The organism is Candidatus Acidianus copahuensis (assembly GCF_000632495.1).
In the GTDB taxonomy this organism is placed as follows: Archaea; Thermoproteota; Thermoprotei_A; order Sulfolobales; family Sulfolobaceae; genus Acidianus; species Acidianus copahuensis.
Genome location: NZ_JFZT01000039.1, coordinates 52,501 through 65,685, shown reverse-complemented (window position 1 = coordinate 65,685; position 13,185 = coordinate 52,501). Strand labels below are relative to the sequence as shown.

Annotated in this window: 15 protein-coding genes and 1 tRNA gene (1 of these 16 only partly in view); 14 read left to right on the top strand and 2 right to left on the bottom strand. The window is 37.9% G+C overall.

Features of this window, described 5'->3' with window-relative positions; all coding sequences use genetic code 11:
* The first annotated feature begins 18 nt into the window (after window positions 1–18).
* The gene (locus tag CM19_RS04830) at window positions 19–1,605 is read left to right on the top strand and encodes a DNA topoisomerase VI subunit B (RefSeq protein WP_048099319.1); all 1,587 of its coding nucleotides are present in this window, start codon (window positions 19–21) and stop codon (window positions 1,603–1,605) included.
* Complete coding sequence (locus tag CM19_RS04825; RefSeq protein ID WP_048099318.1) at window positions 1,602–2,762, top strand: DNA topoisomerase IV subunit A; 1,161 nt, start codon at window positions 1,602–1,604, stop codon at window positions 2,760–2,762. The genes CM19_RS04830 and CM19_RS04825 overlap by 4 nt, the downstream gene beginning before the upstream one ends.
* Before the next feature lie 44 nt (window positions 2,763–2,806).
* Here CM19_RS04825 and CM19_RS13205 read toward each other — a convergent pair whose 3' ends face one another.
* Window positions 2,807–2,956, bottom strand: a complete 150-nt coding sequence (locus CM19_RS13205; protein WP_171714668.1) for a hypothetical protein — start codon at window positions 2,954–2,956, stop codon at window positions 2,807–2,809.
* Between the two features lie 128 nt (window positions 2,957–3,084).
* Between CM19_RS13205 and CM19_RS04820 the strand changes: the two genes are divergently transcribed.
* The 4 genes from CM19_RS04820 to CM19_RS04805 are packed head-to-tail and all read left to right on the top strand — an operon-like array spanning window position 3,085 to window position 6,717.
* Complete coding sequence (locus CM19_RS04820; protein WP_048099317.1) at window positions 3,085–3,480, top strand: translation initiation factor IF-5A; 396 nt, start codon at window positions 3,085–3,087, stop codon at window positions 3,478–3,480.
* Window positions 3,481–4,830: a signal recognition particle protein Srp54 gene (locus CM19_RS04815; protein WP_048099316.1), complete on the top strand. Its 1,350-nt coding sequence runs from the start codon at window positions 3,481–3,483 to the stop codon at window positions 4,828–4,830.
* Entirely contained in the window at window positions 4,814–5,842 is a 1,029-nt protein-coding gene (locus CM19_RS04810) for a pseudouridylate synthase (protein WP_048099315.1), read from the top strand. The genes CM19_RS04815 and CM19_RS04810 overlap by 17 nt, the downstream gene beginning before the upstream one ends.
* A gap of 2 nt (window positions 5,843–5,844) precedes the next feature.
* Window positions 5,845–6,717, top strand: coding sequence for an NAD(P)-dependent oxidoreductase (locus CM19_RS04805; RefSeq protein WP_048099314.1), 873 nt, complete (start codon window positions 5,845–5,847; stop codon window positions 6,715–6,717).
* Here the strand turns inward: CM19_RS04805 and CM19_RS04800 are convergent.
* Window positions 6,683–7,723 carry a glycosyltransferase gene (locus tag CM19_RS04800; protein ID WP_048099313.1) on the bottom strand — a complete coding sequence of 347 codons (1,041 nt, stop codon included), beginning with the start codon at window positions 7,721–7,723 and terminating at the stop codon, window positions 6,683–6,685. The two genes, CM19_RS04805 and CM19_RS04800, sit on opposite strands and share 35 nt — an antisense overlap.
* 26 nt (window positions 7,724–7,749) lie before the next feature.
* Here CM19_RS04800 and CM19_RS04795 point away from each other — a divergent pair, with 26 nt between their 5' ends.
* The 8 genes from CM19_RS04795 to CM19_RS04760 form a co-directional block, all read left to right on the top strand.
* Window positions 7,750–8,520 (top strand): SDR family NAD(P)-dependent oxidoreductase, encoded by a 771-nt coding sequence (locus CM19_RS04795; protein WP_048099312.1) that lies wholly within the window; start codon window positions 7,750–7,752, stop codon window positions 8,518–8,520.
* A gap of 108 nt (window positions 8,521–8,628) precedes the next feature.
* Window positions 8,629–8,808: a chromatin protein Cren7 gene (locus CM19_RS04790; RefSeq protein WP_048099311.1), complete on the top strand. Its 180-nt coding sequence runs from the start codon at window positions 8,629–8,631 to the stop codon at window positions 8,806–8,808.
* 30 nt (window positions 8,809–8,838) lie between these two features.
* Window positions 8,839–9,510, top strand: a complete 672-nt coding sequence (gene pyrH / locus CM19_RS04785; RefSeq protein WP_048099310.1) for a UMP kinase — start codon at window positions 8,839–8,841, stop codon at window positions 9,508–9,510.
* Complete coding sequence (locus tag CM19_RS04780) at window positions 9,507–9,791, top strand: hypothetical protein (protein WP_048099309.1); 285 nt, start codon at window positions 9,507–9,509, stop codon at window positions 9,789–9,791. The genes pyrH and CM19_RS04780 overlap by 4 nt, the downstream gene beginning before the upstream one ends.
* A 75-nt stretch (window positions 9,792–9,866) precedes the next feature.
* Window positions 9,867–11,249, top strand: a complete 1,383-nt coding sequence (gene lysS, locus CM19_RS04775; RefSeq protein WP_048099308.1) for a homocitrate synthase — start codon at window positions 9,867–9,869, stop codon at window positions 11,247–11,249.
* A gap of 33 nt (window positions 11,250–11,282) precedes the next feature.
* Window positions 11,283–11,376 (top strand) — tRNA-Leu (locus CM19_RS04770).
* 336 nt (window positions 11,377–11,712) lie between these two features.
* A complete protein-coding gene (locus tag CM19_RS04765; RefSeq protein ID WP_048099307.1) occupies window positions 11,713–11,994 on the top strand; it encodes a DUF4898 domain-containing protein in 282 nt (93 codons plus the stop codon).
* Window positions 11,995–12,884: 890 nt separating this feature from the next.
* Window positions 12,885–13,185 carry the 5' portion of a hypothetical protein gene (locus CM19_RS04760; protein ID WP_048099306.1) on the top strand. Its footprint extends 227 nt past the window's final position, so the window shows 301 of its 528 coding nt (coding positions 1–301); it begins with the start codon at window positions 12,885–12,887; the stop codon falls past the right edge of the window.

The window sequence follows — 13,185 nt, the reverse complement described above, 5'->3', positions numbered from 1 at the left end:
TTATTCTGCGGTGGACTATTGTTGTCAGAAAAGTTTGTCAGCATTTCACCTGCAGAGTTCTTTAAGCGAAATCCCGAGTTAGTCGGATTCTCAAATCCAGCTAGGGCTCTCTATCAAACAGTAAGAGAGCTTGTAGAGAACTCTTTAGATGCTACCGACGTCCATGAAATTTTGCCAAGTATAAAACTCGTAATAGACTTAGTTGATCAACAAAAACAAATATATAAGGTAACTATAGAGGATAATGGAATAGGAATTCCACCTCACGTTGTCCCAGAAGCATTTGGGAGGGTACTTTACAGTTCTAAATATGTTATAAGACAGACTAGGGGAATGTATGGTCTTGGAGTTAAGGCTGCAGTGCTCTATAGTCAGATGTACCAAGAAAGACCTCTTGAGATAATTACTTCACCACTTAACTCCAAGAGGACTTACTTTTTCAAGCTTAAGATCGATGTAACTAAAAATGAACCTGTAATTTATGAGAGATCTTCCTCTTCTAACGAAAAGGGATACCATGGTACATCAGTAAGCCTCTACTTAGTTGGAGACTGGCAGAGATCGAAGCAAAGGATTTACGAGTACGTAAAGAGGACTTACATAGTTGCCCCCTACGCCGAGTTCTTTTTCAAAGATCCTGAGGGTAATGTGATTTATTACCCTAGACTAACAAATAAGATACCGAAACCACCAGTTGAAGTAAAACCTCATCCATATGGTGTAGATATAGAACTTCTTAAGAACATAATAGCTAAGCAAAGGGATAACTACACTGTAAAGGACTTTCTAATTAAGGAGTTTCAGGGAGTTGGCGAAATAACCGCGTTAAAAGTCCTAGAGATGGCTAACCTAAAGCCTGAGAGGAAGATCCAGAGTTTAAAGGATGATGAACTTTCAAGGCTTACTGAGGCAATGAAGAAGTTTGAGGGTTTCAGACCTCCATCTCCCGATTCCCTTTCAGTTATAGGATCCGATTTGATTGAATTAAGTCTTAAGAACGTGTTTGCTCCGGAGTTTGTTAACGCTATAACTAGAAAGCCCAAGGCTTATCAAGGTCATCCTTTCATAGTTGAGGTAGGTTTAGCTTATGGTGGAAATATACAACCAGGAGAAGAGCCTCTGGTTTTGAGATATGCTAATAAGATACCTTTAATTTATGATGAGAAGTCTGACGTAATATGGAAAGTGGTTGAGGAAATTGATTGGAAGAGATACGGAGTGGAGGAAGATCTCAAACCTCTAGTTGTAATGGTTCATCTTTGTAGTACCAAGGTTCCATATAAGAGCGCTGGAAAGGAGAGCATAGCAGACGTTGAGGAAATAGAGAAGGAGGTAAGGAATGGAATAATGGAAACTGCTAGAAGGCTCAAGATCTTTATGGCAGAGAAGAAAAAAGAAGAAGAAGCTAAAAGAAAGATGTTAACTTACTTGAAATATGTTCCAGAGGTAGCTAGATCTCTTTCAGTCTTTGCAGTTGACGGAAATAAAGAAGAGGCAGTAAAAGTCGAAAAGGAAATAGAGGAAAGACTTTTTGAGGTAGTTAAAAGAAGATTAGACCTAAAAGATACAGAGGAATATAAGATGTATAAGGTTGAGGCACTATGAGCGAGTTCGTTTCTAAGGTAGATAAAGAGGCAAGGCAAAGGGCTGCTGAAATTCTAAAGAAAAAGTTTCTTTCAATATTAGATCAGATAAATAAGGGAGAATCCCTAGTTTTAGAAATGCCTAGGAGGACGTTGGAGAATACAGTTTATGACGAGCAAAGAAAGCTTCTTCTATTAGGTGAAAACAAGGTAAAGAGGAACTTTCTAGACTTGAATGAAGCAAGGAGATTCATGCAAACCACGTTGATGGGTAGTATAATATATGACGCTTTGATAAATAACGAGTATCCAACAATTCGTGACCTCTACTATAGGGGAAAGCACTCAATTGTACTAAAAGCTCCTAATGGCAAAACATATGAGGAAAATACCTGGGATGAGCAAAAGGAGTCAGATAGTGTGATCGTTGACGTGGAAGTCTTGACTTCTCTGCTTAGGGAAGATATGCTAATTCTTAGCAAGGAAAAGGGAAAACTTGTAGGTGATATGAGGATAAGAAGCGGTAACGATATTATAGATTTGAGTAAGATGGGGCACGGCGCTTATTCTATTGAGCCTACTCCTGACTTAGTGGATATAGTGGACATTAAGGCAGACTACGTCCTAGTTGTAGAGAAGGACGCAGTTTTCCAGCAGTTACATAGGGAAGGATTTTGGAAAAAATATAATGCAATTCTCGTAACTAGTGCTGGACAGCCAGATAGAGCAACAAGAAGGTTTGTCAGGAGGCTAAACGAAGAGTTAAAGCTTCCAGTCTACATACTCACAGATGCGGATCCTTATGGATGGTACATTTACAGCGTTTTCAGAATAGGTTCAATAAATCTATCTTATGAAAGCGAAAGACTTGCGACATCTCAAGCTAGGTTTTTAGGCGTATCAATGGGGGACATATTTGGGACTCCTAAAAAGAAGGCGTATTTAACTGAAAGGGAAAGAAACAACTTCATTATAAAAGCAAAGGATTACGACATAAAGAGAGCTATGGAGATTAGGAATTACCAGTGGTTTAAGACTAAGAATTGGCAAGAAGAGATTTCCTACTTCTTACAGAAAAAGGCTAAGCTAGAGATAGAGGCTATGGCTAGCAAAGGTTTGAAATTCTTAGCCTTTCAGTACATCCCCGAGAAGATACAGACTGGAGATTTCATAAGTTAGTCAGACGAGACAGGTTATTTCATCGCTCAAAGTTATTGGGTTCTTCATTCCTCTACATATCCGAGTATCTCATTAAAAGTGTTTTTCTTGCAAACTGGACAATAAACGTAAATAGTCTTTTGTTTTCCTATGTCAAAACTGATGTTTAAGTTTCTCTCTGTACCGCACGAGGTACACTTCACTTTCCAAGTCATAACTACTTTTAATCCTTAGATAAATAATAAGCTTGCTGTGAAGAGAGTATGGTACTGATGAGTGATGAAGGGCCAAAGCTCGGAGCACAAGAGTTAAAAATTAATGTGGAAACTTTCAAGGGATACTCATGGGAGTAAATTACGCTAAAGTGGGCGACTTAAAAGAAGGTAATTACGTTGTAATAGATGGAGAACCTTGTAGAGTAGTTGAGGTCTCTAAGGCTAAGACTGGAAAACATGGCGCGGCTAAAGCTAATATAGTCGCAATCAGCATCTTTACTGGATCTAAGAAGACTCTTATGGCTCCGGTTGATGAGCAAATAGAGATTCCAGTCATAGAGAAACATGTGGGTCAAATTCTAGCTGATATGAATGAGAAGATTCAATTAATGGATCTAGACACTTACGAAACTTTCGATATTGAGAGACCAAAAGAGGAAGACTTAGCCTCAAAAGTAAGACCAGGAGCAGAGGTAGAGTATTGGTCTATAATGGGGAGAAGAAAAATTGTAAGGGTAAAGTAAATGTTAGATAATTTAAAGGATTCTGTAAGAAAATTTTTAACTGGATCTTCTTCTTATGATAAAGCCGTTGACGATTTTATAAAAGATCTGCAGAAGTCACTAATCTCTTCTGACGTTAAAGTACAACTAGTGATGACGTTAACAAACAAGATTAAGGAAAGGTTAAAGAATGAAAAACCGCCTTCTACAATAGAGAGAAGGGAATGGTTCATAAAAGTAGTTTATGAGGAACTATCTAATCTCTTTGGAGGGGATGTTGAGCCCAAGGTAATTCCGGATAAAATTCCTTACATTATCATGTTGGTTGGAGTTCAAGGCACCGGAAAGACAACTACGGCTGGAAAATTGGCATACTTTTACAAGAAGAAAGGTTTTAACGTAGGAGTAGTGGGAGCGGACGTATATAGACCTGCTGCTCTAGAACAGCTAAAGCAAATAGGAGATCAAATTAAAGTAGATGTATATGGTGAACCTGGAAGCAACGATGCTGTTGGTATATCTAAAAGAGGTTTAGAGAAATTCCTTCAGGAAAAGAAAGAGATAATTATTGTGGACACTGCTGGAAGACATGGTTATGGAGAGGAAGTTAAGCTCCTAGAGGAAATGAAGAATATTTACGACGCAATAAAACCTGATGAAGTTACTCTGGTTATAGATGCGTCAATAGGTCAGAAAGCCTTTGATTTAGCCTCTAGATTTCATCAAGCAACTAAAATCGGTACTATAATAATAACTAAAATGGATGGAACTGCAAAAGGTGGGGGGGCTCTTTCTGCAGTTGCAGCTACTGGAGCTATAATAAAGTTTATTGGAACTGGAGAAAAGACGGACGAATTAGAAGTATTTAATCCTAGGAGGTTTGTTGCTAGAATACTTGGTATGGGCGACGTAGAGACAATCCTAGAAAAGTTCAAAGAGATTGAGAACTACGAAAACGTACAGAAAAAAATGGAAGAAGTGATGTCTGGTAAGGGAAAACTAACTTTTAGAGATTTGTACGATCAGATTAACGCTTTAAGAAAGATGGGACCTCTATCCAAGGTTTTCCAGCTCTTGCCAGGTTCTGGAATCTTTGGACAAGTATCTGACGATCAGTTAAAGATTGGGGAAGAAAAAATGAGGAAGTGGATCGCGATAATGAATTCTATGACGTATCAAGAACTCGACGATCCGTCTTTAATGGACAAGTCTAGAATGAGGAGAATAGCAATTGGAGCTGGAGTTGAGGTTGAAGAGGTTAAGGAAATGGTAGAGCACTTTAATATGATGCAAAAAACTCTTAAGATGATAAGGAGGAGGAAGAAGGACGTCGAAAAACTCTTCGGAAAACTTTCTGGACAAGGCGTTTGATCTACTCAAGAGGTATCCCCTTTGCGATAGCTGTTTAGGCAGATGCTTTGCGAAGTTAGGTTATAAGCTCTCAGATAAGGAAAGGGGAAAAGCGATAAAGATTTCTTTGGTAATGGAATTGGACAGGAAAATAAAAGATCATGAGTTTGGCGACTTAGAGGAACTTAAGGATGTTTTCTATAATATTGGGAGAGATTATTCCGGCGTTTATGAGAACTACTTCTCCGATTCTTTTCAAAACAGGTCTTGTTATTTGTGTGGGTCTTTTATAAAAGAGTTCGAAGAAGACTTCTTTATAAAGGCTTTATCCTACCTTAAGGAAAGTAAAGTAAATTATGTATTGGGCGTTAGGTTATCCGACGAACTAAGGGAAAGGGAAAGAGAGTTTGCCATGGAAAATAGTTTAATTTATTACGAGAGCATTAAGAACGAGATAAGAAGAGAGGTAGGTAAAAGGCTTTCAGCTGAGGGTTTTCCTCCATGCATTGATAACGCTGATGTGGAGATAGTTTATGACGTCGAGACAAGACAAATTTACCTTGTAGAGAAAAGGAGGCTTAACCTTTACCTTTACTCTAGGCTGAGCAGAAGGGTAACTATCTCTTCGTGGTACTCAGATACATCATTAGAGGAAGGACTTAAATCCAAGGTTATGGTCCCATTTGTTGAACCTTCAGAGGTCAGAATTCTTGACAAATATCCTATCATAACTGAAAGAAATGAGGACTCGATAGAAGTTAGTGGATATATTATGAGGAAGGTTAGGGAAATCTCAGGGAGGGAAATAGGAGTAATTATGGGGATGAGACCAATAAAGAGGGTTTACAGACTTCTGGTTTACTCGACTGAACCAATCGGAGAAAAAGTGTATGAAAAACTCTATGACGTTTACGTAGAGGCGAGGGACTTCCAAGAACTAAGGGAGAAGTTGTCATCTATTAAAGGGGAAGTGTTACTAATAGACCTTGTCAAAAGCGAAGGAAAACACAAAAGCTTGGAATCGATATCTTAAGTATGAACGGTCTTATAGGACTAGGAGTAATGGGTTGGAGAATAGGTGCAAACCTAGCAAAGGACGGAGTTCTAGGCTTAGTTTGGGATAGGACAGAGGACAAAGCCAAAGAATTTTCCAGGCAATATAAAGTCAAGTTTGGAGGATTACAGGAAATTGCGAACGAGTGTGAAATAGTTTTGACGATGCTTTCAGACGATGATGCAGTAACGACAGTTGTTGAAAACTTGATCCCTCACTTAAAGGGTAAGATTCTTGTTGACATGTCAACAATCTCTCCTTCAGTCAGTTTAGCCTTAGCTAAGAAGGTAAAAGAAGTTGGAGGCGTAATGTATGACGCCCCTGTTATAGGCACTTCCGTTTTTGTAGAACAGAAAAAGTTAGTTGTTATGGTTGGAGGGCCAGAGGATCAGTTCTCTAAGGTGAAAGACCTTCTTTCCCACACTTCTTCTAGCGTGATATATATGGGAGATAATGGTATGGGACTTTACGCAAAGCTGGTTAATAATCTTCTACTAGGCGTATACGCCACAGCTATGGCCGAAGCTTATAATTTTGGCATTTCTAGCGGATTAGATAAGGAAAAGGTAGCTAAAGTCTTATCTGAACTCAGTAGCGCTAGATCTCCTACAACCGAACTAAAAGTTCCTAAGATGGTCTCAGAGGATTACTCCACCCAGTTTGCTGTTAAACATATGAGGAAAGATCTAGAAATTATTCAAAGAGAATCTCAGAGGATTAGAGCATTGACTCTAACATCGTCTTTATCTCTTCAACTATATAGGATGGCTGAGGCGTTGGGTCTAGGCGAAAAGGATTTTATAGGTGTTCTAGAAGTCTTTAGGAAGCTCTCTCCAGGATCGACAAAAGAGTAGCTTCAAATTTCTTAAAGGTAAACATTTCTGCCCTTTTCTTAACTTCAAGGGAAGATTTAGACGCCTCAATTAATGAGTTTACTGCCTCTTCTTTGCTTGAATAACCAAAACCATACTTTCCCTCATCCACAATATCCATCCAAGTTCCTCCACTCTTATGTACAACTGGTATAATTCCTGCAGACATTGCCTCAACTACAGATATGCCAAAATGCTCTTCTATCTTAGGGTGGAAGTAAAGTTTAGCCTTTCCCATAATATCAAGTAATGTTTTATCATCAAAGTTTGTTATTACCTTTAGATTATGTAAACTTTCAGCTTTTCTTAAAACTTCCTGCAAGTATCTTCTGCTTCTTCCTGAAGATCCTAGAAGGTAGAAATTGAAATTTTTTAATTTTTCAGCCACATAAAATAGATTGTCTAAATCCTTTTCTGGAGAAATCCTACTTATCGTTAATACAGTTCTAGGATCTCTTTCTTTTCCTCCTACTTGGGAATACTTCTCAACGTCAACTGGTGGATAAACGACTTGATATTGGAAACCAGCTTTTCTCAATATTTCTCCTGTCCACCTTGAGTTAGCCAACATTTTTCCACCATTCTTAATTTTTCTGTGGAATACTTTGTATGGCAAGAAGTAGATCCTTTTTGTCCCTTTGTAAACCTTAATTCCGGCCACTTCTGAGATTGACCAAGGAAAATGGATGTAATTATAGTCACAGTTTGTTATGTCACCTATTGTACTTATAGTGTTTCCTCTTACAGTCCTTAAAGAAAGATAAAGAGCTTTGTATAGACCAAATTTAAGCGGAAAGTTTACCCTTATAACTTCGTCTGGTTTAACGTAATTTCTATCCCATGCATATATCTTGTCGTCTGGGGGGACTAGAGTAACTAATCTAACTTTCATGCCCAAATCTTTAAGAACTCTGATCACTGCTACTGCAACTCTTTCACTACCTCCTAAAACTTCAAAGGAGTGATGGTAAACCGTGAAAACGGACATATAATCCCCATTGCAAAGCTTAATTTATGAGGTTTTTGATTACAGCCTCTACAGAAGGAATAGGTATGGGACTATCTAAGTTTTTCCTAAAGAGAGGTAATAGACTAGTGATCTCCTCTAGATCAGAGGACAAACTTGACTCAGCGTTATTGTTCTTGAGGAGAATTTCTCCAGCTGTCTGGGGTAAAACCTCAGATCTAACAAATAGACAATCATTGATAGACCTAGTAAAATTCTCCGAAGAGATTATGGGAGGTATAGATGTCCTTATTGTAAATTCTGGAAATCCTAGGAAGGAACCAGCTCTATTTGAAGAAACTTCGTATGAGGACTGGGAAGAGGCAGTTAAACTATATTTGTTTAGCGCTGTAGAGTTAACAAGGCTAGTTTTGAATGGAATGAAGGCTAGAAAGTTTGGAAGAGTGATTTACCTTTCTTCATGGACAGTCAAGGAACCACAGAGCATTTTCGTATTAGCTGACGTTTCAAGGTCTCCTTTAATGCAATTGGCAAAGATTCTTTCTAGAGATTACGGAGAATTTAACGTTACTTTTAACGTTATTCTAATGGGCAGCTTTGACACTCAAGGAGCTAGAAGAGGTATTAGTAAGCTCGCGCAGAAAACTAATAAGTCATTCGAAGAGGTCTGGAAGTCTGAGGTCATAGATAGAACTGCTATTGGCAGGATTGGAGATCCGGAAAAAGATCTTGGGCCGGTAATACAAACTATTGTATCTTCTCCATACATTACAGGTTCTTCCTTCTTAGTTGATGGAGGGACAAGCAGATCGCTGTAATACATTAAGGGAATCCTTCAACATCAGTCATTGAAGATCTGATGGTATTATCCATTAAAAGAGTCATGGAAAGACTTATAATGTGAATCCTTCAATAGATTTACTGACATGACCTCTAAGAAAACTGTAAAAGTTAAGACTCCAAGTGGGAAGGAAGCAGAACTATCGCCTGAAAAGGCTTGGTCTTTAGCTCCAAAGGGTAGAAAGGGAGTAAAGATAGGCTTATTTAAGGATCCTGATACTGGGAAGTACTTTAGGCATAAACTACCAGACGATTACCAGATTTAAACTTTTTTACTTTTTTCGCTCTTAAAGAGGATGAAGATAATTCTAAAGATAAGTGGGAAGATTTTTGATGAGGATTCCTCTAGACTAATTCAGCTTAGAGATGCAGTAGTTAACCTAGTAAGTAAAGGGTATAGAGTTGGAGTAGTTATTGGAGGAGGACAAACTGCTAGGAGATATATTGAACTCGCAAGACGTATAGGTTCAAATGAGGCCTATCTAGATCTTCTAGGTATATGGACGTCTAGGCTTAACGCTTACTTGGTTGTATTTTCCCTACCTGAAGTTGCATACATGAAAGTCCCAGAAAGTTTAGAAGAGTTTATTCAAGCTTGGTCCTATGGTAAAGTAGTTGTAGCTGGTGGATTTCAACCAGGGCAGTCTACTGCGGCAGTAGCTTCGTTGGCAGCTGAGGCTTCTAATGCAGATCTTTTGATAATTGCAACCAATGTAGATGGCGTTTACGATAGCGATCCTAGAATCAATCCTGGAGCAAAGCTAATCAGAAAGATAAAAATAGAAGACCTGAAGAAAGTTTTAAATAACTCTCATGTACAGGCTGGGACTTATGAGCTTCTTGACCCCATGGCTTTAAAGATAATTGAAAGATCTAAGATAAGGGTTATAGTGATGAATTATAATAAGCTAGAAAAGCTAAGCGACATTATATTAGGAAAAGAAGTATCAACACTGCTAGAGTGGTGATTATTACGTCAGTTCTGGACCAGAAGGAATTTGAGGATCTTAGAACATTTAGGGGAAAAGTTAGCAAAGAAGAAGTAAAAAAAATTCTAGATTTAGTTGAGGAAAATATACTAAAGGGAAATAGCTTAAAGTCAGCTATAATTTTTGCTTATACTGATTACATTGAAGAAGTTAGAGGGAAGAAAGAAGTTTACAGCCTAATCTCAGAGATCTTGGAGAAATATTCGCAAAAACTTGGCTTGGAAAATGTATCTCAGTTGATACTTAATACCCTTGATTAGTGAGAATATCGAACCACCAATTATCTGGAATCTTAATAAGTAAGTTACTATTGATGAATCGAATAGGTGCGATTTTTGAAAGTAGGCATATTGGATTCTACTCTTAGGGAAGGAGAGCAAACTCCTGGGGTAGTATTTACAATAGATCAAAGAGTTGAGATAGCTAAGGTTCTCTCAGAAGTAGGCGTGTCCATGATAGAGGCAGGGCATCCTGCGGTATCACCTGATATATACGAGGGAATAAGAAGAATAATGAAGCTAAGAAGGGAAGGAGAAATAGGATCAGAAGTAGTTGGGCACAGTAGAGCAGTAAAGAGCGATATAGAAGTAAACGCTGAACTTGAGGTAGATAGAACAGCAATTTTTTACGGAATAAGCGATATTCATCTAAAAGCTAAGACAAAGAAGAGTAGAGAGGAGGCACTCCAGATAATTGCTGATACAATTTCTTATGCTAGGACTCACGGAATGAAGGTTAGATTTACAGCTGAAGATGCCACAAGGGCCGATTTAGGTTATCTTGTTCAAGTAGTCAAAACGGCTAGAGACGCTGGAGCAGATAGAGTAAGTCTCGCCGATACTGTTGGAGTTTTGTATCCTGAAAAGGCGAGGGAGCTCTTTTCCTATATTTCCTCTCAGGTTCCTGGAGTGGAGCTAGATATTCATGCTCATAATGACCTTGGAATGGCTGTAGCTAACGCGTTAGCGGCAGTTGAGGGAGGGGCAACAATAATTCATACTACTGTAAATGGCTTAGGGGAAAGAGTGGGAATAGTACCCTTACAAGTAGTTGCTGCAGCAATCAAATATCACTTTGGTATTGACGTGGTTAAGCTTGAGATCTTACCTAAAGTCTCCTCTCTGGTAGAGAAGTATAGTGGGATTTCAATGCCTCCAAACTTCCCAATAACTGGAGATTACGCATTCGTTCATAAGGCTGGAGTGCACGTAGCTGGAATACTTAGCGATCCTAAGACATATGAGTTCATGCCTCCGGAGGCTTTTGGTAGGAGTAGAGATTACGTAATAGACAAGTACACTGGCAAACATGCCTTGAAGGATCGTTTTGATAGACTAGGAGTGCAGTTAAATGATGAAGAGTTAGACCAAGTTTTAGCGAAAATAAAGGCAAATCCCTCAGCAAGGTTTTACAGAGACGTTGACTTGCTAGAAATAGCCGAAGAGGTTACAGGCAAAATCTTAAAGCCTAGACCACCTGAGAAAGTAGAGGCTGTAGTTTCAATAAAATGTGACTCAAACGTTTACACAACCTCAGTTACTAGGCGACTTTCAGTGATCCCAGGAGTAAAGGAAGTAATGGAGATTTCAGGGGACTATGATGTAGTTGCAAGAGTTGAAGCTAAAGATAACATAGAATTAAATAATGTAATAGAGAGCATAAGGTCGATCAAGGGAGTTACATCAACATTAACCTCATTAGTCCTCAAAAAGATGTGAAAGTTTTTTTACTGTAATCACGATTTCTAATTTGCGGGAGTGCCCGAGCGGACCAAGGGGGCGGACTCAAGGCCTGTAAGATATCCGCTGGCGAAGGCCATCCGGGGTTCAAATCCCCGCTCCCGCAAACTAAGAATAAGATAAAGCATCAGGAATTCCATCGAGGAAAGGTTCAATATTTAACTTCTTGTTTTGTGTTTTCTAGCTTAATAGTTTTTAGAGATTTATAAACACCTAAAAATATCATATATTCAAATTTGTTGTTATTGAGTTTCTAGTTCAAATTTGTCTTAATGGTGTCGTGAAACTGTTTCGAATTCTGTTCTGAACATGATTCCTCCAAAAGAACTTTAGAGTTGTCCTAACAGGCAACTTTAGATAAAGATTTATATAGAAGCTTATTATATAAAATATAGGCAAATGAAGAGTAAGGTTTTTAAGTTTGTTAAGTTAATACTCACTAATGCAGATGTTTGAAGAGATTACATTAGAAGCTTCTTTGTTGGATTTGCTTAGGGGTTATCGTGCGTGGAAGGCTATCCCTTTATCGGCTGTGGGGAGCTTTGACAAGTACTTGAACTTTATTCTTCCTAAAGAGGTTGAAGAAGTAGCATTTATTCTTCCTGTGTCTTTGACTGACAGAACGGAGGAGGTCAAACTGGCTGTTCTTTCCGTAAGGCCTTCTGTTTTAGTATCAGTTTACTTTAGTGGGAAGATAGAAAAAGTAATGGTTTTCTGGAAGTAAGTTATTTATAATATAATTTACTATCTATATTTTAAAAAAAAAAAGGAAAGGTAATAAAATGATGTAAAGTTATCTCTATAGGAATTTAGCTTTCGTTATTTTTTCACCTTTAGATATTTTTTATAAATGAGTTATTGTCATAGGAACTGATATTATATCTCTTTACTTAAATAAAAAAAGTTAAGAAAATCTTTCTTGTAAACAAAGATCGCCTAAATATTGAGTTCTCATAAACGCGATTTCAAACCAAAATTAAGGAAATCGATTACCTATTTTATTTGTTGCTTTAGCGAATTGCACAAGAAATTTAAAAGAGTTCTTCTGAAAATTATTCCTCTAAAAGAAGTTTAGTTTGTTCCATAAAACAGTAGAAAAATGGTATATTAACTATAAAATACCCAAGCTTTCGATTGAACACCCTTTATAGTAAAACCTTACCAAAAAAAGAAAGAGTTAGCCTTAACAAGATCTAAGAAGATTTCCAACAAGTGCGTAATGATAAGTGAGCCTAAATATAGCAAACAGAAGCGTGATCAACTTCTCACAGAAAAAGCAATCTATGAAAATAGCTTGTACTTCAATGTCCACATTGCGAAGTGTATTCTGGATTAACTTCTGAGTTCTTAGCCGTTTACCTTTGCCATCTAAGTACATCTAACATTTTGAAAGATTCGCATCATGTAAATGAAGGCGAAGGATATATACTCAATTTAAACTTCGTCTAATCGTCTTTCTGCTATCATGTTACTATTTTTTAAAGTATTTCTCTCTATAAGGAAGCTTTCCATCTCTACCCTAGTGAATTTTTTTGTTCCTGAATCCTAATTGTTTGGTTTTATTTTCTCTTTCTAAGGGAAAGGTTTTAATATCATTCAATGCTAAATCTCTCAATGCCAGTAAAGAAAAAGAAGTTTTTAGGAAGGACTTTGATTGCTATTGATGATGACGTGAGAGATGATTACTGGCCTCTTCTTATCCAAGCTAAACAAGATAGAAAGGTAAAAGACCTTGGAGATCTTGCAACAAAGGTCTTAAAGGCTGTTAGACCTCTTTGTAGGCCTGAAGATGTGTCTGATGATTTTAGGTCCCTTTACGATTTGGTTAATCTTATAAATTCTGGTTTACTGGCTAGCGTGATAGACGAGAAAGGTTTGGTGGAACTAGCGAAGCAATACTACCCTGGTCGTTCTA